At 36.5% G+C, this 21,001-nt stretch carries 16 protein-coding genes and 1 pseudogene; 16 read left to right on the top strand and 1 reads right to left on the bottom strand.

What is annotated here, in order from left to right; all coding sequences use genetic code 11:
- The first annotated feature begins 16 nt into the window (after window positions 1-16).
- From E2R68_RS01260 to E2R68_RS14230, 14 genes and pseudogenes are all read left to right on the top strand, one after another.
- Entirely contained in the window at window positions 17-868 is an 852-nt protein-coding gene (locus tag E2R68_RS01260; RefSeq protein WP_134275692.1) for a phosphatidate cytidylyltransferase, read from the top strand.
- Between the two features lie 2 nt (window positions 869-870).
- Window positions 871-2,067 carry a 1-deoxy-D-xylulose-5-phosphate reductoisomerase gene (gene ispC, locus E2R68_RS01255; protein WP_134275691.1) on the top strand — a complete coding sequence of 399 codons (1,197 nt, stop codon included), beginning with the start codon at window positions 871-873 and terminating at the stop codon, window positions 2,065-2,067.
- Window positions 2,061-3,461, top strand: coding sequence for a sigma E protease regulator RseP (gene rseP / locus E2R68_RS01250; RefSeq protein ID WP_134275690.1), 1,401 nt, complete (start codon window positions 2,061-2,063; stop codon window positions 3,459-3,461). Before ispC ends, rseP begins: the two co-directional genes overlap by 7 nt.
- A gap of 123 nt (window positions 3,462-3,584) precedes the next feature.
- Window positions 3,585-6,005, top strand: a complete 2,421-nt coding sequence (gene bamA, locus E2R68_RS01245) for an outer membrane protein assembly factor BamA (RefSeq protein ID WP_134275689.1) — start codon at window positions 3,585-3,587, stop codon at window positions 6,003-6,005.
- 102 nt (window positions 6,006-6,107) lie between these two features.
- Window positions 6,108-6,617 carry an OmpH/Skp family outer membrane protein gene (locus E2R68_RS01240; RefSeq protein ID WP_134275688.1) on the top strand — a complete coding sequence of 170 codons (510 nt, stop codon included), beginning with the start codon at window positions 6,108-6,110 and terminating at the stop codon, window positions 6,615-6,617.
- A gap of 8 nt (window positions 6,618-6,625) precedes the next feature.
- Window positions 6,626-7,648, top strand: a complete 1,023-nt coding sequence (lpxD, locus tag E2R68_RS01235; protein WP_134275687.1) for a UDP-3-O-(3-hydroxymyristoyl)glucosamine N-acyltransferase — start codon at window positions 6,626-6,628, stop codon at window positions 7,646-7,648.
- Between the two features lie 10 nt (window positions 7,649-7,658).
- Window positions 7,659-8,111 carry a 3-hydroxyacyl-ACP dehydratase FabZ gene (gene fabZ / locus E2R68_RS01230; protein ID WP_134275686.1) on the top strand — a complete coding sequence of 151 codons (453 nt, stop codon included), beginning with the start codon at window positions 7,659-7,661 and terminating at the stop codon, window positions 8,109-8,111.
- Window positions 8,111-8,899, top strand: a complete 789-nt coding sequence (lpxA, locus tag E2R68_RS01225; RefSeq protein WP_134275685.1) for an acyl-ACP--UDP-N-acetylglucosamine O-acyltransferase — start codon at window positions 8,111-8,113, stop codon at window positions 8,897-8,899. The genes fabZ and lpxA overlap by 1 nt, the downstream gene beginning before the upstream one ends.
- A gap of 87 nt (window positions 8,900-8,986) precedes the next feature.
- Complete coding sequence (gene lpxB, locus E2R68_RS01220) at window positions 8,987-10,132, top strand: lipid-A-disaccharide synthase (protein WP_134275684.1); 1,146 nt, start codon at window positions 8,987-8,989, stop codon at window positions 10,130-10,132.
- Window positions 10,133-10,134: 2 nt separating this feature from the next.
- Window positions 10,135-10,755, top strand: coding sequence for a ribonuclease HII (gene rnhB, locus E2R68_RS01215; RefSeq protein ID WP_134275683.1), 621 nt, complete (start codon window positions 10,135-10,137; stop codon window positions 10,753-10,755).
- A gap of 6 nt (window positions 10,756-10,761) precedes the next feature.
- Window positions 10,762-14,292: a DNA polymerase III subunit alpha gene (gene dnaE, locus E2R68_RS01210; RefSeq protein WP_134275682.1), complete on the top strand. Its 3,531-nt coding sequence runs from the start codon at window positions 10,762-10,764 to the stop codon at window positions 14,290-14,292.
- An 8-nt stretch (window positions 14,293-14,300) separates the two neighbouring features.
- The gene (gene tilS / locus E2R68_RS01205) at window positions 14,301-15,632 is read left to right on the top strand and encodes a tRNA lysidine(34) synthetase TilS (protein ID WP_134275681.1); all 1,332 of its coding nucleotides are present in this window, start codon (window positions 14,301-14,303) and stop codon (window positions 15,630-15,632) included.
- Window positions 15,633-15,946: 314 nt separating this feature from the next.
- Window positions 15,947-17,001 (top strand): annotated as a pseudogene (locus tag E2R68_RS14235) (cation:proton antiporter domain-containing protein); the annotation flags it as partial.
- Window positions 17,002-17,037: 36 nt separating this feature from the next.
- Window positions 17,038-17,928, top strand: coding sequence for an NAD-binding protein (locus E2R68_RS14230; protein WP_445177073.1), 891 nt, complete (start codon window positions 17,038-17,040; stop codon window positions 17,926-17,928).
- A 7-nt stretch (window positions 17,929-17,935) separates the two neighbouring features.
- Here E2R68_RS14230 and E2R68_RS01195 read toward each other — a convergent pair whose 3' ends face one another.
- Window positions 17,936-19,129, bottom strand: coding sequence for an NnrS family protein (locus tag E2R68_RS01195; protein ID WP_134275680.1), 1,194 nt, complete (start codon window positions 19,127-19,129; stop codon window positions 17,936-17,938).
- A gap of 66 nt (window positions 19,130-19,195) precedes the next feature.
- Here E2R68_RS01195 and frsA point away from each other — a divergent pair, with 66 nt between their 5' ends.
- Window positions 19,196-20,455 (top strand): esterase FrsA, encoded by a 1,260-nt coding sequence (gene frsA, locus E2R68_RS01190; protein ID WP_134275679.1) that lies wholly within the window; start codon window positions 19,196-19,198, stop codon window positions 20,453-20,455.
- A 56-nt stretch (window positions 20,456-20,511) separates the two neighbouring features.
- Window positions 20,512-20,883: a sigma factor-binding protein Crl gene (gene crl, locus E2R68_RS01185; RefSeq protein WP_134275678.1), complete on the top strand. Its 372-nt coding sequence runs from the start codon at window positions 20,512-20,514 to the stop codon at window positions 20,881-20,883.
- Window positions 20,884-21,001 lie beyond the last annotated feature (118 nt).

Genomic DNA, 21,001 nt, shown 5'->3' with positions numbered 1-21,001 from the left:
ATAACGGGAATTTTCTGTGAAACAACGAATTATAACTGCGCTTGTATTAGCGCCACTAGCTATCGCTGCTATTTTCTTTTTACCATTAAAATTTTTCACTTTATTTGCAGCCGCTCTTTTTTTACTTGCCAGTAAAGAATGGGCGGGATTTGTGAGTAAAGAGCCTTCTGCAGCTACGCTTTATATCTTCGGTATTATTCTTGGTGTTACCTTAATATTTATGCCTATTGGTGCCATTTGGGGGGGGACAAAGCCTAATATTTATATTATTTCAGGATTAGTTATTGCCGCTATTTGGTGGTGTCTGGCCTTTTTATTAGTGATCCGTTACCCAACATCAGCAACTCTGTGGCGTTCAAGTAAGTTTATTAAGAGTATTTTTGGATTATTAACCCTGATCCCGTTTTTCTGGGGATTAGTTGTATTACGTTCAGTCAATATGCATCATGAATTCTATTTTGGTGCTCAGTTATTAATGTACGTGTTTTTATTAGTATGGGCTGCTGATACTGGCGCATACTTTGCTGGTAGACAGTTCGGTAAACATAAACTAGCGCCTAATGTGAGTCCTGGTAAAACCATTGAAGGGCTAGTAGGTGGATTAGTTTGTGCAATGATCGTGGCTTATTTTGCGAGTGATTTCTTTGCGATTACTGATGATAAACTTGGCGTATTTTTTGTTGCATCATTAATCACTACATTAGTTTCTGCTTTAGGTGATTTAACAGAAAGTATATTCAAACGAGAAGCTGGTTTGAAAGACAGTAGTAATTTATTGCCTGGGCATGGCGGTATTTTAGATCGTGTTGACAGCTTGACTGCTGCTGTACCAGTATTTGCGCTTATTTACATCTACTGGCTTATTTAACAATGAAAAATCTGGCCGTTCTTGGTGCAACGGGATCTATTGGTGATAGCACTTTAAGTGTTTGTCGTCATAATCCTGATTTATATAATGTGCAGTTTTTATATGCAGCAAAAAATGTCGATAAAATGTTGTCGCTCTGTATGGAGTTTCAACCCGCTTATGTTGCTTTATCTGATGAAGGATCATCACAGCAATTACAAACTTTGCTACAACAAAATAATTTACACAGCCAAGTATTACCAGAAAATGAAGTTTTAACTTTATTAGCTAGTGTGGAAATTGATTCCGTTATGGCTGCCATTGTTGGTGCGGCTGGTTTAAAAACAACATTAGCTGCCGTTTACGCAGGAAAAGAAATATTTTTAGCAAATAAAGAATCGTTGGTAATGTCTGGCGCATTGTTTATCGATGCAGTTAAAAAATATGGTGCAACCTTATGGCCTGTAGATAGTGAGCATAATGCGATTTTTCAATCAATGTCTGCCTCTTTACAAAAAGATATTGGGGCCTGTGACCTGAATGGTGAGGGTGTATCTAAGATCTTATTGACGGGATCGGGTGGTCCATTTTTAAATACACCATTATCTGAATTTGAGTTCATTACTCCTGAAGCTGCTATCAAACATCCTAACTGGTCTATGGGGCCTAAAATTTCAATTGACTCTGCAACCATGATGAATAAAGGTTTGGAGTATATTGAAGCAAGATGGTTATTTAATACCAATAAAGAGCAGTTACAGGTCATTATTCATCCACAATCAGTTATTCACTCCATGGTGCAATATCAAGATGGTAGTGTCATTTCTCAAATGGGCAATGCAGATATGCGTATTCCTATTGCACATGTGATGGGGGGAGAGCGGCGGATCAAAAGTGGTGCTAAACCTTTTAACTTTTTTGCTAGTGATAATTTTACTTTCTTTGAACCTGATTATGATCGTTATCCCTGCTTAAATTTAGCTATTCAAGCTTGTTATCAAGGTCAGCATGCAACAACAACATTAAATGCTGCCAACGAAGTGGCGGTGCAAGCCTTTTTAGATAAAAGAATAAAATTCACTGAGATTGCCGTTGTTGTTGAACAAGTACTAAATCAATTAAATACACAAACGGCTTCAACAATTGCTGAATTATTGCACATAGATAAGGAAGCAAGAGAGCACACTATCCAAGTTATTAATCGAGGTTTAATTTGTTAGATTTCATTTGGAATACGGCTGCATTTATTATTGCATTAAGTATTTTAGTTGCCATTCATGAGTATGGACATTTCTGGGTTGCGCGTCGTTGTAATGTAAAGGTACATCGTTTTTCCATTGGTTTTGGTAAAGTGCTATTTAAAAAAACAGATAAACACGGCACCGAGTTTGCTATTGCAGCTATCCCTTTGGGTGGTTACGTTAAAATGTTAGATGGCCGTGTTGAAGAAGTGCCTGAAGAATTACAGCAATTTGCATTTGATAAAAAAACTGTGTGGCAACGTATTGCTATTGTTGCGGCAGGGCCCATTGCAAACTTCTTATTAGCCATTATTGCATTTTGGTTGATGTATATGATTGGAGTAAACAGCGCAAAGCCTATTATTAGTCAGGTAGCAGAATATTCTCCCGTGAGTGTTGTGCATCAACAAAAAGCATTTCAGGTGAGTGCGGTTAATGGTCAATCGGTTAATGACTGGGAAGCATTAAATTTAGCGTTAGTTGCACAAATAGGTGAAGCGGATTTTGAGTTAACTATTGATCCTTTAACAAATATTGATTCTATCTCAAAAAATAAGTCCAACTTACCTCTAGTGACGGAACCAAGCCAAACTTATACAGTCTCACTTGCTGATTGGAAATTTGATCCTAAAAAAGAATCCGTTATTACTAGTTTAGGTTTTATTCCTTATTCTCCAAAAGTACATTTAATTGCAAACACTATTGCTGATAATAGTGCTTCTCAACGTAGTGGTTTAACTGTTGGAGACAAATTACTTGCAGTTAATGGAGTCGCATTACAAGATTGGCAACAATTTGTTCAGGTCATTCAGGAGAGTGCCAATAAAGCGCTGAAACTGGTAATTGAACGACAAGGTTCACAAAAAATATTAATGTTAACACCTGATGCACGTGAGGTCGGTAATGGGGTTATACAAGGGTATATTGGACTTGCTCCTAAAGTTAATACTTACCCCGAACAGTTTCGTGTTAGTTTACAATATGGTGTCTTCGAATCTGTCAGTAAAGGGGTGGATAAAACTTGGCAATTAACAAAACTTACTTTTTCTACTTTAGTAAAGTTAGTTTCTGGTGAAATGTCGGTTAAAAATTTAAGTGGTCCTGTTGGTATTGCTAAAGGGGCTGGTATGAGCGCAGATTATGGTATTGCTTCTTTCTTAGGTTTTATCGCATTGATCAGTGTTAATTTAGGTATTATGAATTTAATCCCTCTACCTGTATTAGATGGAGGACATTTAATGTATTACTTTATTGAAGCAATTACAGGGAAGCCTGTTTCAGAAAGAATACAAGAATTTGGTTTTAAAATTGGTATTGCTGTTTTGATGACATTTATGTCAATCGCAATATTAAATGATTTTAATTTATTATAAAAATTGCAAACAAGTTGTTAGGCGACACATTCTGTTAGTGTATTGAAGTGGTACACTACGCGCCGTTATTAATTTACCTGTTTGAATTGTTTGCACTAAAGTGCGTAAAGGATTTTCTAGATAATGTTTAAGAAGTATTTATTAGCATTGGCACTGAGTGTTTCAACACTTTTCTCTTCTCTTTCTTTTGCTGAAAGTTTTACCGTTTCAGATTTGCAATTTGAAGGATTGCAACGAGTTACTCTTGGGGCTGCATTATTAAGTTTGCCTATTCGAGAAGGTGACGTAGTTGACGATTACGAATTGTCTCAGGCCGTCAAAAAACTTTATAGTAGTGCCCATTTTGAATCCATTGAGTTATTTAGAAATGGCTCCGTTGTTATCTTTAAAGTAAAAGAACGACCAACTATCAGTGCGATTGAGTTAACGGGTAATAAGAAGTTAACTGAAGATCAAATCTTAGATTCTCTAAAAGCATCTTCTATTCAAGTGGGCGAATCACTCGATAGAACTGTTTTATCAAATATAGAAAAAAGCTTAGAAGATTTTTACCATAGTGTTGGTAAATATAGTGCCCAAGTTGAAACAATTGTTACACCGTTGCCACGCAATCGTGTTTCATTGCAGTTTGTTTTCCGTGAAGGTTTAACGGCTAAAATAGAACAAATTAATATTGTCGGTAATACCATTTATAGCGATGGCACCTTATTAAAGCGTCTAACATTAAGCCATTCTGGTGGTTGGTGGGACTTCTTTGCTGATGATAATTATCAAAAGCAAAAGTTAGCTGGTGATTTAGAAGTTATTAAAAGTTATTACTTAGACCGAGGTTATATTCGTTTTAAAATTGATGAAACTCAAGTCGCATTAAGACCCAATAAAAAAGGTGTTTACGTTACTGTAAATGTGACTGAAGGTGATATGTATAAAGTCGGTGATGTCACTTTTATCGGTGATTTGTTAGGTCATGATGAAGATATTAAAACGTTAGTGACCTTTGAAAAGGGTGATACTTATTCTGCATCTGATGTCTCTGCAACTGAGCAGAGTATTCGTAAATATTTCGGTCGTTTAGGTTATGCTTTCCCAGAAGTAAATACTTATCCTGAAATTGATGATGAAACGCATACAGTTGTGGTGAATTTTTCTATTGATCCTGGGCAACGTGGTTATGTAAGACATATTAATATTTCAGGTAATAATACAACTAAAGATGTTGTATTACGCCGAGAAATGCGTCAAATGGAAGGTGGCTGGCTTTCAAGTGAAGCATTAGAAACGTCACGTGCTCGCTTAAATCGTTTAGGCTTCTTCTCTACCGTTAATATTAATACTGAACGAGTGAGTGAAGATCTCGTTGATGTTAGCGTTAACGTTGCAGAGCAACCTTCTGGTAACTTTAATGCTGGTATTGGTTACGGTACTGAATCTGGGTTAAGTTTAAGTGCTGGTGTACAACAAAATAACTTCTTAGGAAGTGGTGATAAAGTTGGCTTTGAAGTAAAAGTTAATGATTACAGTCTTAATGCAAGTGTGAATTATGATACACCTTATCTAACAAAAGATGCTGTTAGTGGTGGTGGTCGTATTTATTACGACAAATTTGAAGCGGGTGATGCAAACATTGTTGATTATACCAACACAACTTACGGGATCCGTTTAAGTACAGGTTTCCCTGTAAATGAAATCAACCGCTTAGGTTTTAGCGTCGGTTGGGAAAACAATGGTATTTCAGAGTTACAAAGTTATGAGCAATTAAGAAATTTCTGGAATATTTATGGTTCATTACAAAATCCTGATGGTAGTGCTGATTTCCAAAATTACGATATAACAGCCACTTGGACTCGAAATAACCTAGATAAAGGGCAACTTGCAACGCAAGGTATGATGCATACTTTACGTGGTAAAATCACTGTGCCAGGTTCGGATATACAATTCTTCAAAATTAACTTTGATATCCGTAACTACCAAAGGATCACCGATGATGGTGAATGGACAACATTATTACGTGGTAGTTTAGGTTATGGTAATGGTTATGGTCAGTTTGAAGGTAATGACCAAGTGCTACCTTTCTTTGAAAACTATTTTGTAGGTGGTTACCGAACATTACGTGGTTTCTCTAATAATACTGTTGGTCCTCGTGCAATGTATATTGGACAAAGTAATGGTAATGCAACCTCTTCTTATACTGATAGTGCGGTAGGGGGGAATGCAAAATACACATTAAGTGCGGAACTTATTTTCCCTGCTCCATTCTTAGATGAAGCTTACTCTCGTCAAGTACGTAGCAGTCTCTTTGTTGATGCCGGTGAAGCGTGGGATACTGAATATAATTATGATGCTTACAGCCGTTTCAGTTGTTCATATAATTGTGATTATGCAGGTGATTATTCTAAACCGGGTCGAATGCGTGCATCTTTTGGTACTCAATTAACTTGGGTTTCACCAATGGGACCATTAATCTTTACTTTAGCACTACCAATAAAAGAATATGAAGGTGATAGAACTGAGATATTCTCATTCAATATTGGTGACGTGTTCTAATTAAAGCAGTAAGTATTTCATTAGCTCTACAAAGTATGTTTTACTTGTAAGCTTATTTTTAACATTTTTTATGACAAATATTATTTAATACGGAGTTACAACATGAAGACCTTTTTAAAAGTGATTACATTAGCCGCTACACTGGTAACAGTATCTGCTGTGCATGCTGCGGAAACACAAAAAATTGGTGTGGTATTTCCAACAAAAGTAATGCAAGAGTCTCCACAACGAGACAAGATTATTAAAACATTAGAAGCTGAATTTAAAGACCGCGTTGCAGCACTACAAAAATTAGAAAAAGAGATCCGTACTTTAGAAACAAAAATTAAAAAAGATGGTGAGTTATTAAGTAATAATGAACTAACAGCATTAAAACGCCAAATTGAAGTTAAAGTATCAGAATATAAATTCATGGGTAAAGCTTTTGAAGAAGATCAACGTCGTCGTCAAGGTGAAGAGCAGCAAAAAGCACTAGCAGTGATTCGAGATGTTATTAATAACATTGCTAAAGAAGGGCACTACGATCTTATTTTAAATGGTGAGCAAGTTGTATTCTCAACACCAGCACTAGATATTTCAGATAAAGTAATTCAAAAAATTAGTACTAAGTAGGTTTAATTATGACTTATTCATTAACTAGCTTAGCTGCACAATTATCTGCTCAATTAGGTGGTGATGGTGATTTACAATTACATCGTTTAGCTACCTTTCATGGTGCCAAAGAAGGGGACATTACATTCGTCTCAGATAAAAAATTACTGCTTCGTTTAAGTGAATGTAATGCAAGTGCAATTGTATTACCTACTGCGTTAAAAGAGACTTACCAAGGTAATGCTTTATTTATGGATAACCCGTATGTGGGTTATGCATTGTTAGCACGTTTATTTGATACAACACCTAATTTATCGACTGTTATTGCAGACTCTGCGCAAATTCATGAATCTGTTGTACTGGGTAAAAACGTGGCTATTGGTGAAAACGTAGTCATTGCTAAAGGTGCAAAGATTGCTGATAACTGTCAATTGTTTCCTAATGTAGTCATTGGCGAAGAAAGTACATTAGGAGAAGGATGTAAAATCTATTCTAATGTTTCTATTTATCATCGTTGTCATTTAGGAAGTAAGGTTATTATCCATGCTAATACTGTGATTGGTTCTGATGGTTTTGGCAATGCTCCATACCAAGGAACTTGGGTTAAAATTCCACAGATTGGTGATGTGATCATCGGTGATAATGTAGAAATAGGATCAAATACTTCAATTGATAGAGGTGCGTTGTCAGATACTATTATTGGTAATGGTGTTAAGATTGATAACCTATGTCAGATTGCACACAACGTACAAATTGGCGATCATACCGCCATTGCTGGTGGCACAAATGTCGCAGGAAGTACTCAGATTGGAAAAAGTTGTATTGTTGGTGGTAGCGTTGCTATTAATGGTCATATTACTGTGACTGATAACGTAGTGATCACTGGTGACTCTATGGTGATGAGAAGTATTAACAAACCCGGTATATATTCATCAGGTGTACCTGCTCAAGAGAATAGAGCATGGCGTAAAACAACTGCTTATACTTTAAAAATAGAAGAATTGTTCAAGCGAGTTAAACAGCTTGAAAAACAAATTGAAGATAAAAACTAAGGAAATTATCGTGCCTAACGAATTAAATAGTCTGGATATTAAAGAGATCATGGATCTTCTGCCACATCGTTACCCATTTTTATTACTGGATCGTGTCGTAGACCATGTGCCTGGTGAAACACTTATCGGCTATAAAAATGTATCATTTAATGAGCCTCAGTTTACTGGTCACTTCCCTGGAACTCCAGTATTCCCAGGCGTGTTGATTTTAGAGGCATTAGCGCAAGCAACAGGTGTACTTGCTTTTACTAAACACGGTAAACCTGCTGAAAATGAATTGTATTTCTTTGCTTCAATTGACAAAGTTAAATTCCGCAAGCCAGTAGTACCTGGTGATAGATTAGATCTTGACGTGAAATGCTTAAGTGAAAAACGTGGAATGGGTAAATTCCAATGTTATGCTAAAGTTGATGGGCAAGTAGTTTGTCAGGCCGAAATAATGTGTGCAAGAAGAGAGATTTAATGATTGATTCTACAGCAAAAATTCATCCAACAGCGATAGTGCATGAAAATGCAGTTATTGGCAAAAACGTAGAGGTCGGTCCATATACCATCATCGGCGATAATGTTGAAATTGGTGATGATTGCTGGATTGGTCCACATGTTGTAATTAAAGGTACAACTAAAATGGGCAAAGGTAATAAAATTTACCAATTTGCTTCAGTGGGCGAAGATTGCCAAGATTTAAAATACAATGGTGAAATAACTTATCTTGAGATCGGAGATTATAATGTTTTCCGTGAAAGTTGTACTGTTCATCGTGGTACTGCGCAGGATAACAGTATAACCAAAATAGGTAATAAATGCTTATTAATGGCTTATGTTCATATTGCACATGACTGTATCTTAGGTAATAACATTATCCTATCAAATAATGCGACACTTGCTGGTCACAGTAAAATTGCAAACAACGTTATTATTGGTGGATTAACTGCATTACATCAATTTTCTCGTGTTGGTGAATATGCAATGATTGGTGGCTGTTCTGCTGTCAATAAAGATATTCCTCCTTACTTTATGGCCTCGGGTAATTATGCTCAGGCACAGGGTATAAACTCTGTTGGTTTAAAACGCCAAGGTTTTAGTAGTGCAACAATAATGCAAATAAAACGAGCTTATAAAGCAATTTGTCGAAATGGTAATACCTTGGAACAAGCAAAAGCTGAAATAGCCGAAAGCGTTGCAGATTGTCCAGAATTAAAGATTTTATTAGATTTTATTTCTGCAGAAAATCGCGGTATTGTTCGATAAGCTGTTTGTTTTACGTATTTTAAAACAAGGCTCTTTTTGAGCCTTTTTTTTTAATTTTAATCACTACGATTTTAGAAGAAGAAGTTCATGACAAAACCATTGCGCATTGGATTAATAGCGGGTGAAACCTCGGGTGATATTTTAGGTGAAGGGTTAATTAAAGCACTTAAAAAACAATACCCAGATGCTATCTTTGAAGGCATTGCAGGGCCAAGAATGATTGCCCAAGGCTGTACAGCATTACATCCATTAGAAGCATTGTCGGTAATGGGGTTTGTAGAAGTATTAGGCAAGTTAGGTAGTATTTTAAGCATTCGTAAATCAATTATTCAGCACTTTATTAACAATCCTCCTGATATCTTTATCGGAATTGATGCTCCTGATTTTAATTTAACTGTTGAGTTAAAATTAAAACAACAAGGAATTAAAACGATCCATTATGTAAGTCCTTCTGTGTGGGCATGGAAACAATGGAGGATCCATAAAATTGCTAAAGCAACAGATCTTGTATTAGCATTTTTACCTTTTGAAAAAGCTTTCTATGATAGGTTTGATGTACCTTGCCAATTTGTCGGCCATACACTTGCTGATCAACTACCTTTAGAACGCGATAAATCAGGTGCTCGAGCACAACTCAACATTCAGCTGGATGAAAAAATTATTGCGATATTACCAGGTAGTCGTAAAGCGGAAGTAGAGATGTTAGGGCCAATATTTTTACAAGCAGCGGAAATTATCTATCAAAAATATCCCGATTATCGATTTATCGTGCCTATGGTAAATGACAGTCGTAAAGCACAGTTTCAGTCTCAAATTGATGCATTAGCATCAAGTTTACCCATTACTTTATTTGATGGTCAGTCTAGTGCTGTTTTACAATCAGCTGACACGGTATTATTAGCGTCAGGTACAGCTGCTTTAGAAGCTATGTTAGCAAAAGCCCCTATGGTTGTTGCTTATAAAGTGAAACCTATTACTTATATTATTGCTAAAGCCCTATCGAGCGTAAAATTCACTTCTCTACCTAATTTAATTGCTGATAAAGAAGTGGTTAAAGAGTTAAGTCAGAAAGATTGTACCGTTGAGAAAATTGTTGCTGAATTAGAACGTCTTATTGAACATGATGCACAGAAAATGATTGATACTTTCACCGAGTTACATCAATTAATTAAATGTGATGCAGATACGCAAGCAGCAAATGCGGTTATTAAATTATTAAATAGAGACAAATAAACATGGCTAAACTAATCACTGATTTTCCTGAAGTAATTTATCCTGACTGCCAATATATTGCAGGTGTTGATGAAGTTGGACGAGGTCCATTGGTTGGGGATGTTGTTACTGCTGCCGTTATTTTAGATCCAAATAAACCTATTCAAGGTTTAACAGATTCTAAAAAATTAAGTGAAAAGAAATTAGCCCTACTATTTGACCAAATTAATGAGAATGCGTTAACGGTAAGTATTGGCCGAGCGTCACCATCGGAAATAGATGAATTAAATATTTTACATGCAACTATGCTAGCGATGCAGCGCGCAGTGCAAGGACTCTCTATTACACCTAATTTTGTGTTTATTGATGGTAACCGTTGCCCTAATTTAAATATGCCAAGTGAAGCCATCGTTAAAGGTGATTTACGTGTTGCTGAAATTAGTGCGGCATCAATTATTGCTAAAGTGACACGAGATCGTGAGATGGTTAAATTAGATCAACGATATCCAGAATATGGCTTTGCTAAGCATAAAGGTTATCCAACAAAAGCTCATTTTGAAGCATTAGAAGCTAATGGGGTGATCGCTGAATACCGTCAAAGTTTTAAACCCGTTAAAGCGATCTTAGCATTAGCAGCGAAGTAGAGATTTATGCCTGAATTAAGTAATCAAACTTCCCCATTAGTTGCCCCTAAATTTGTTCATTTACGTGTACATAGTGATTTTTCTATGGTGGATGGTTTAACAAAAGTAAAACCATTAGTCGCTAAAACTGCTGCACTTAATATGCCTGCATTGGCGATCACTGATCAAACTAATTTTTGTGGTTTAGTGAAGTTTTATGGTGCAGCTCATGGTGCCGGAGTGAAGCCGATAGTGGGAGCTGATTTCTGGGTAAAAAGTGATTTACTTGGTGATCAACAGTTTCGTTTAACGGCATTAGCAATGGATGCAGTGGGTTACAAAAATGTAACAGAGCTTATTTCCAAAGCTTATCTTAGGGGCCATGTTAAAGGCCGTGCCGTTTTAGAACAATCTTGGTTAATTGAACATCAACAAGGGGTTATTTTATTATCAGGTGCTAAAGATGGTGACCTAGGTAAAATGTTATTAAAGGGTAATCAACTTGCTGTTTCTGAAATTACTCAATTTTACAAAACACATTTCCCGGATCGTTATTATGTTGAACTGATCCGTACTAATCGAGTTGATGAAGAAAACTATCTTCATTTAGCCGTTGATTGGGCTGCTGCGCAACAATTACCAGTGGTAGCCACTAATGAAGTTGTATTTGCTGATAAAGAATTATTTGATGCACATGATATTCGCGTATGTATCAATCAAGGTTATGCGTTAGGTGATGAAAAACGCCCTAAAGATTACAGTCCCGAACAGTATTTACGTAGTGAAGAGGAAATGTGTGAACTTTTCTCTGACATTCCGGAAGCACTGCAAAATAGTGTCGAAATAGCCAAACGCTGTAACGTCACTTTACGCTTAGGGGAATACTTTTTACCGGATTTCCCAACAGATGGATTACCTATTGATGAGTTCTTCTGTAAAGCTTCTCGTGAAGGCTTGGAGGCTCGTTTAGAGTTCTTATTTGATAAGAGTAGCCCTGATTTTGCAGAAATAAGAAAACCTTACGATGAGCGTTTAGAAACAGAATTAACCGTTATTAATAAAATGGGGTTCCCTGGCTATTTCTTGATCGTAATGGAATTTATCCAATGGAGTAAAGATAACAATATTCCCGTTGGTCCTGGCCGTGGTTCAGGTGCTGGTTCGTTAGTTGCGTATGCTTTAAAAATTACTGACTTAGATCCATTAGAGTTAGAGTTACTGTTTGAGCGATTCTTGAATCCCGAACGTGTCTCTATGCCCGATTTTGATATCGACTTTTGTATGGATAGACGTGATGAAGTTATCGACCATGTAGCTGAACTATATGGGCGAGATGCCGTATCACAAATTATAACATTCGGTACTATGGCGGCCAAAGCGGTTATCCGCGATGTGGGGCGAGTATTAGGGCATGCTTATGGTTTTGTTGATGGTATTTCAAAATTAGTTCCGCCCACTCCTGGTATGACCTTAACTAAAGCGTTTGAAGAAGAGCCTAGATTACAAGAACGTTATGATGCCAGTGAAGATGTACGCGCTTTAATTGATATGTGTCGTACTTTAGAAGGGACTATTCGTAATGCAGGTAAACATGCGGGTGGTGTTGTAATATCGCCAACCACTATTACCGATTTTGCACCATTATATTGCGATGATGAAGGTCATAATCCGGTTACTCAGTTTGATAAAAATGATGTAGAAACGGCGGGGCTGGTTAAATTTGACTTCTTAGGGTTAAGAACTCTGACCATAGTTCAATGGGCGTTAGATATGGCTAATGCGCATAAACATGAGCGTGGTGAAGAGCCTATTTATATTGAAAAAATAGATCTCACTGAACCTGCTTGTTTTGAATTATTAAAGCGTTACGAAACCACTGCAGTGTTCCAGTTAGAGTCTCGTGGTATGAAGGATCTTATTCGTCGTCTACAGCCAGACTGTTTTGAAGATATGATCGCTTTGGTAGCCTTATTCCGTCCAGGGCCATTGCAATCAGGCATGGTAGATAACTTTATTGAGCGTAAACATGGCCGTGAGGTTGTATCTTACCCTGATGAGAAATGGCAGCACGAATCCTTAAAAGACATTCTATCTCCCACCTATGGCATCATCTTATATCAAGAGCAGGTAATGCAGATTGCCCAAGTATTATCAGGTTACACATTGGGTGGCGCAGATATGTTACGCCGTGCGATGGGTAAGAAAAAACCTGAAGAGATGGCCAAACAGCGTGCTACCTTTGAATCTGGTGCGGTTGAAAATGGTATCGATGGCGAACTTGCCATGAAGATCTTTGACTTGGTAGAGAAGTTTGCTGGTTATGGATTTAATAAATCGCATTCAGCGGCTTATGCATTAGTGTCTTATCAGACTTTATGGATGAAAACTTTTTACCCTTCTTATTTTATGGCTGCGGTAATGTCTGCAGATATGGATAACACGGATAAAGTCGTCATTTTAGTTGATGAATGCCATAACATGGGATTAACCTTATGTCCGCCTGATGTAAACGAAGGTTTGTTTAAGTTTAATGTCGATAAAGACTTGCGCATTATTTATGGTATTGGTGCGGTAAAAGGTGTTGGTGAAGCACCTATTGATGCCATTATCGAAGCCAGAACTCAAGGTGGAAAATTTAAAGATCTCTTTGATTTTTGTACTCGGGTTGATTTAAAACGTTGTGGAAAACGCATTATTGAAAAACTAATTTTAGCGGGAGCTTTAGATAATTTAGGACCACATCGCGCAGCATTAATGGAGAACTTGAGTGATGCATTGCTGGGAGCTGCTCAGCATAAAAAGGCAGAGTCATCAGGACAATCAGATCTGTTTGGTGTATTGACTACGGATCACGATGAAATTGAAAATAAATTTTCAATTGTTGAAAAATGGCCAGAAAAACAGTGGTTAAAAGGTGAAAAAGATACACTTGGTTTGTATTTAACTGGACACCCTATTAACCAATATGAGCCACATTTGCGTGCGATTAATTGTGCTAAGTTAAGTGCTCTTACTGTTAATGGACGAGGTCAAAATAGTCGAGTTTGTGGATTAGTGTTAGCGATGCGTGTGATGGTCACTAAAGCCGGTAAACGTATGGGGATTTTAACGCTTGATGATAAAAGTGCACGCATGGATGTAACCATTTTTGCTGATTTGTTAGACCAACATGAAGCTTTATTGTTTACTGATAATATTGTAGTGTTGCAAGGTCAAGTCAGTGAAGACTATTTTAATGGTGGTTTGAAAATGAATGCGCGGGAGATCATGAGTATTGATCAAGCTCGTGAACGTTTTGCCAGTAAATTACGCTTAACTATCTCTTCTAATATTCTACAAAAATATACCATTGAGCAATTTCAATATCGTTTAAAAGAAGCGTTATTACCTGCTGCAGGTGGTTTGTGTCCTGTTTTTGTTAATTATCAAAATCATCAAGCTCAAGCAGAAATGGAGCTAGGTATAGAATGGTCGATCACCCCAAGTGATGATTTGTTATTTGAGTTAGGGCGCTTACTTGGTGAAGAAAATGTAACATTACATTTTGATCAAGGTTAAACCTAAAAATGCAGCCATTATCTAACTTATTTAATGCACATTTAAAGCAACTTTTAATCGAGTCTACTACTAAGTTTCGTTTGATTGTGGCATTAAGTGGTGGTTTAGATTCAGTTGTATTATTACACCTCGCGCATCAGTTTTTAAAAAACAGAGATGGTATTGAGTTACTTGCACATAATGTGAATCATGGTTTAAGTGAAAATGCTGAGCACTGGGGGAGTTTTTGTACTCAATTATGTGAGCAGTTGGGGGTGACGTTAATTCATTCTAAAGTGCATATTGAGAATCGGCCTAGAACCAGTTTAGAAGCCTTAGCAAGAGATGCTCGTTATCAATGTTTTCGAGAAAAAATGCAAGCAAACGATATAATTTTAACAGGGCATCATCAAGATGATCAGTTAGAAACGTTATTGTTAGCTTTAAAAAGAGGCTCTGGTAGCACTGGGTTACAAGGGATTCAAACGTCACAGGCTTTTTTCGAAGGGACTTTATTGCGTCCACTTTTGATTTTTTCTCGTCAACAATTAACTGATTATGCAAAGCTGCATCAATTACAATGGATTGAAGATGAAAGTAATCAAAATACAGACTTTGATCGAAATTTTATTCGTCATGAAATATCCCCTTTATTAAAACAACGATGGCCGGCGATTGCTCAATCAGTTTCACGTACTGCACAGTTATGCCAAGAACAACAATCCCTATTAAATGAAATTGCACAGCAAGATTTAGAAAACTGCCAATGTGAATTTTTTTCACAGCAGACGTTAAGTATTGCAAAGCTTTCCCTGCTAAGTGATGCAAGGCGTAATAATGTCATTCGTTATTGGCTAAAATCTAATGGGGTACAATATCCGAGTAATAAACAGTTGTTAGCTTTATGGCATGAAGTGGCGTTAGCTCAAGTGGATAAACAGCCGAAATTACAACTTCAATCAGAATCTATTCGTCGTTATCAAGAGCATTTATTTATGGTAACAACACAGAAAATGCAATTTCCAGAGCAAGCTATTGATTGGTCAGGTGAAAAAATATTGTGGCTTGTTGACGCTAAATTAGGTGTTGATTTCTCTAAGGTTGAAAGTGAACTTTCTGAAAATTTCCAGATTAAATGTTGCTTACGACAGCATATCGATAGCAACTTAGTTTGCTTACCTGAAGGTCGAGATAAAAGTAGAAGTATTAAAAAATTATTGCATGAATATCAAGTTCCACCTTGGTTGCGAGAGCAGGTGATATTTATTTTTATCAATGATAAATTGGTTGAAGCTGTTGGTTTATGGCAATGTACAGAGCCTACATTACCTAAATTAACCTTATCATTGCGTTTAAGTTAATTTTCACATTTATCATTATTCCTATCTTTTTGCCAAGCACCTCCCTGTCAGTTTATTGCAAGCTGGTTTCATATCAAAATACGAAAACTAGCGACGCTGTATTGACTTGCTTATCTGCAATTGAGGTTAAATCGTTTATTTTTCAGAGTACTTGTAAATAGCTTCTATGATTGTTTGTTCTCTTAAAATACTTTTTATACCTGTACTAAGCCTCCTATAAACTATTCAGCAACACTTTATTTCAATTTTTACTCTTTATGGAAAGGCGCTATTTATTGTAATTGGTATAAGTATATTCTCGATGGAAGATATGTATGCTTAATGACTTATTGGTTTTGTTATTTTTTGCCATCATATGCGTGGCTATTTTTAGACATTTGCGATTGTCTAATATTGTTGCCTATCTTTTTACTGGCTTTATGCTTGGCCCATCTTTATTAAATTTTTTAAGCTCATACTATGAAATAGAATTGATTGCGGAATTTGGCATTGTTTTCCTCATGTTTTCACTTGGTTTAGAGTTTTCCTTTGATAAGTTATTGAGTATGCGCCGCTCTGTTTTGGTGTTGGAGCGTTACAGGTTATTCTTTCCTTTTCCTTGTTTTATTGGCTGAGTCAGTTCTTCTCTTTATCGTGGCAACAATCTTTTACAGTTGCCAGCGTACTTACCATGTCCTCAACGGCTGTCATTATTAAAGTATTAAGTGATCAGCAACGGTTGCATTCAGAATCGAGCAAACTGACTATTTCTGTTTTGTTATTTCAAGATTTAGCTGTGGTTCCCTTTTTAATTATTATTCCTATTATTGCCATGCCTGAGTTAGAGGGGCAGTTGTTGTTTGAATTAGGTTTTGCCTTTATCAAAGGGTTGTTTGCTGTGGTTATTTTATTAGCCGTTGGCCGTTGGGTTTTGCCACTCTTCTTTGATGAAGTTGGTAAAGTGCGTTTCGATGAAATATTTATTCTTTCCACCTTATTTATTACTATATTAGCGTCTGCTTTTACGCAATATTTGGGCCTATCGATGGCCTTAGGGGCTTTTTTAGCCGGTATGATGCTTGCGGAGAGTCATTATAGAAATCAATTGTTAAGTGATATCCGTCCGTTTAAAGATATTTTGATGGCGATGTTCTTTGTTTCTATTGGCACGTTATTAGATGCGCAGGTGTTAGCTAATAATCTGGGTATATTATTTATTTTAGTGGTGGTGGTTATTGCGGCTAAAATTTTTACTGTCGCCGTTGCTGCCATTTTAATGAAAGAAAATATTAGTACTTCATTAGGCGTTGGTATTGCATTAGCACAAATGGGGGAGTTTGGATTTATTTTAGTCGCTTTGGCTACAAAGTATCATCTTTTGGATGAGCAACTTGCCTCTTTAATTTTAGCAACAGGCGTGATCAGCATGTCATTAACTCCTTTATTGGTTCAATATAGCCAAAAAATATCTAAAGAAGTCATGCACCATTCTGAAAAAGTATTCGGGTTGAATAAAACCTTACCAGGGCAGTTCACTGAGCATACGATTATTTGCGGATATGGCCGAGTTGGACAAATAGTTTCACGCTTTTTAAAAATGGAATCACTACCATTTATTGTTTTAGATAGAGATCCCATGCGAGTTAAAGAAGCTAGAAAAGGCGGTGAAAACATTGAGTTTGGTGATGCGAGTCGTCGAGATATTTTACTCATTGCTGGTTTAGAAAAAGCAAAACTCTTAATAATTACCTTTGATGATTTACAACGTTCTAAAGCCCTATTAGAAGTTATTCGTCCTATTAACCCAGATATTAAAGTGTTAGTGAGAACTAAAAGTGATCGAGGACTAGCTCAATTAAAAGCTGCGGGAGCAACTGCTGTGGTGCCTGAAGTGCTAGAAGGAAGTTTAATGATGGTGGCACATGTTTTACTTTTATCAGGTGTTTCACATCGAAAAATAATGAGAAGAATGGATGATGAACGTAAAATGCAATATGAAAATTTACATGGATTTTATTACGGAGAGTTAGAGCAAACTAAGGCACGCTTTTCAGATAACAGTGAATTTGATGAAGTAGAAAAATTACATGCAGTGCGTTTACCTACTTTGTCTGAGTTTATTGGTAAACCTATCTCATCTTTTAAAGTTAAAGGAGTCATCATTAAAAAGTTACAACGAGAGGGCGGACAGGTAATTAAAATCAAGCCAGCCAGTTGTTTCAAAGTAAATGATTTATTGCTGCTATTAGGTGAACAGCAGAACCTTGAAAAAGCAGATACGCTTTTACTCAAGGTTCGGGAGGCTCCATCTAAATAATAGACTTTTAACCTGGACGTTTATCGATACGTGCAGACAGCAACATTTTTGCATAAAAAATAATAAATAGCATAAAAGCACTACACCAAAGTAGCGCACTAATGGCATAACCCATTAATGGCACATCTGGCATTAAATAAGGTAAAACAACTCTTGTCAGTGCAGATAATGCTGTTGCGATAAATGCAATATTCATCCATTTTGATGGATTTAAAGTACGTCCAGTATGGCCTAATGAAACACGACTGATCATTGCTAGAATAACGCCACCAATTCCACCAATAGCAGATAAGTGGATCATACTAACGCTACTCACTGATGGGACGAGTAAACCTAATGCATAAAAGACTAAACCGATAGAAAGTAAAAAATAGCTTAAATGTAATGACCACAATAAAGGGACTGGTAATGTCAGTTGAGGTTTCCAACGTAATAATCTAACTAAATTTGCAATACCTGCGATTAATGCAAGAGGTACAGCAAAAGCACCTAATGAAGGGAACCAGACTAAAATAGCAAGGAATAAAAGAGGCGCTAAGCATAAATATTCTAATCCTAATATAACAGTGGCTTTTTCAGTTGCTGTTCCTTTCGCGGTGAAGAATGGGATAACACGTCCACCCATGACTGCAATAATGAATAACACCAAAAAGAACATACTCCATATTGCTTGTTGAGCAATAAAATACTCACCAGATTGTAGTGCTAATAAACTAACAATATTTAATAAACTCATGGCAAATAATAAAGGAACAAAAAACAAGTTTCTCCACTGTTTTGCTGACATGACTGCTTGGCCCAAAACCATTGCCGCTAATGGCATCCAGCTAACTTCTAATATAAAAGTTAGCCAAAATAGGTCGACTGGAAAAGCAAATAATGCAATACGGGCGCTTAACCATAAAGCAAATAAACTCGCTAATCTTTTGCCTTTTAAACCGGGAAAACCCGTCCAGTTTTGCACTGCCGTGAGCAAGAAACCAAGGATGATTGCGCCAGCGAAACCGAATAGCATTTCATGGGCATGCCAAATGATAGGTGGGATTTGTGAAGGTAAGGTTATCTTTCCTGTTAAGATAAAAATCCAAGCCAACATACTAAGAACACTGAAAATAGTTCCTGCAAGAAAAAAAGGTCGAAAACCTAATCTAAAAATTGGAATCAATTGTTGTTCTTTGGCATTGTCGCTTATCTGGATCATGTTATTCTCTATTATATAATATTGAATTATATAATAAGTTAAGCCTAATAATTTAACGAGAAATTTATGTCTAAAAATCTATCTGAAGTCTTATTTGCTGAAAAATATAATGTTCAAGAAACATCTACTTTAATTGCAAATAGCGGCTCTAAAAAAAATAAAAAATTGCATAATCGGACTATGGATGGAGAAGAGCAGGTTGGTTGGTATCGATTAATTAAATTGATGCAATGGGCTTGGCAAGGGTTGGATATTATTGACTGCTATGAAGTGTTAGCAAAAATAAGTGCTTCAAAAAATAAACGTAGTGACCCAGAACTATTAGATACTGTAATTGGTTTTCGCTCTGGTAACTGGAGTTATGAATGGTCAAGTAAAGGCATGAAGTTTCAAAGAGAAGCAAATGAGTTAGTTAAATTTGGCCATAAAGAACAAGCTAAAAAAGCCTTTTATCTCGCCTCTCAATGTTACAGTATTGCTAGCTATCCTCATCTAAAAGGCGATGAAAATAGTATTCAAGCACAGTTACTTGCTTTCTCGAATTATCGTTGCACTTTTGATCAAGAAGAAACTGCTTTATTAAAAGAGATCCTCGTTCCTTTTAAAGGTAGAAATATCCGTTGTTATTTGCATCTGCCAAACGATGACGTTATTCATCCTGTTGTTATTGTGAGCGGGGGAATCGATACGCTGCAATGTGACTTTTTACCCCTCTTTGAAAAACAGCTTAAACCAGCAGGTTTAGCAATGTTAACTGTCGATATGCCTGGTGTTGGTTTTTCTAGCCAACTAAAGTTAGAGCAAGATACTTCGCAGTTACATCAAGCAGTTTTACATTATATGACTCAAGTACCTTGGGTTGATCAAGCTCGCATGTCATTAATGGGGATGCGCATGGGGGGAAATGTTGCAAATCGCTTAGCTTATTTAGAACCTCAATTAGTCAAAACGGTAGTGAGTGTTGGTGCTGCTGTAGGAAGTGTCTTTGATAGCATTAGCAATTTTTCAAAATTACCACCAATGACTTTGGATTGTCTTGCTAGTCGTATGCAAATAAAAAGTTCTGATGTGGCTAATTTATATCAAAGCTGTGTACCATTTTCATTAGTAAAACAAGGATTATTAGGACGTACACGTACTAAAACACCTATTCTAAGTATTGGGCACAGCAAAGATATTTTATGTAATGAAGAGGATTTAAAGTTAATTGCACGGGCAAGTTATGAAAGCGAAGCAAATATTATTGATAAACCTCCCATTTTTGCCTCTTATTTGAAATCTTTGGAGTATTCTGCCCAATGGTTAACACAACATTTACAAGAGTAGCTGATATATTTGAAGTAATTATTCGAGCATACAGATAAAAAGGATATCCCCCTAACATGTCAGATACAGCTTTAAAAGGTCCATCACGTGGACGTTTATTTAAATTGTTTACCGATATCGGTCCATATTTTCGCAAGCTACAGTCGGACGAAGGTACTTTTTTCTTTGATTGTTTAGAAATATGTGTAGATGATAAAGAAGAACCTGAAAATAGAACATTTTTAGGCTGGTGGTTATTGGTTACTCGTACTGGAAATACCTTCCAATATAAACGATATAACGGTTTATATGATATCCAAGGTAATTGGGTTGAAGCTACTATCAATAAAAAACAAATGCAACAGCTTGATCAATCCTTTACACACTTTACTGATAAATTGAGTGTATTAATTGATAATGAAATTGGTTGTAAATTAACGGCTGCTTAATTGATTATTAAATTAGAGGTAAGCGCTATTTTTTTGATCATCTCATTTGTGAATCAATAATGTTATACTGGAAACAGCAGCTATTTAAGCTGCTGTTTTTTTTTAAGCTCAACAATGC

It is taken from the genome of Psychromonas algarum (assembly GCF_004376845.1).
In the GTDB taxonomy this organism is placed as follows: domain Bacteria; phylum Pseudomonadota; class Gammaproteobacteria; order Enterobacterales; family Psychromonadaceae; genus Psychromonas.
The sequence above is the reverse complement of the archived record's forward strand: the minus strand, read 5'-3'. Positions and strand labels throughout refer to the sequence as shown.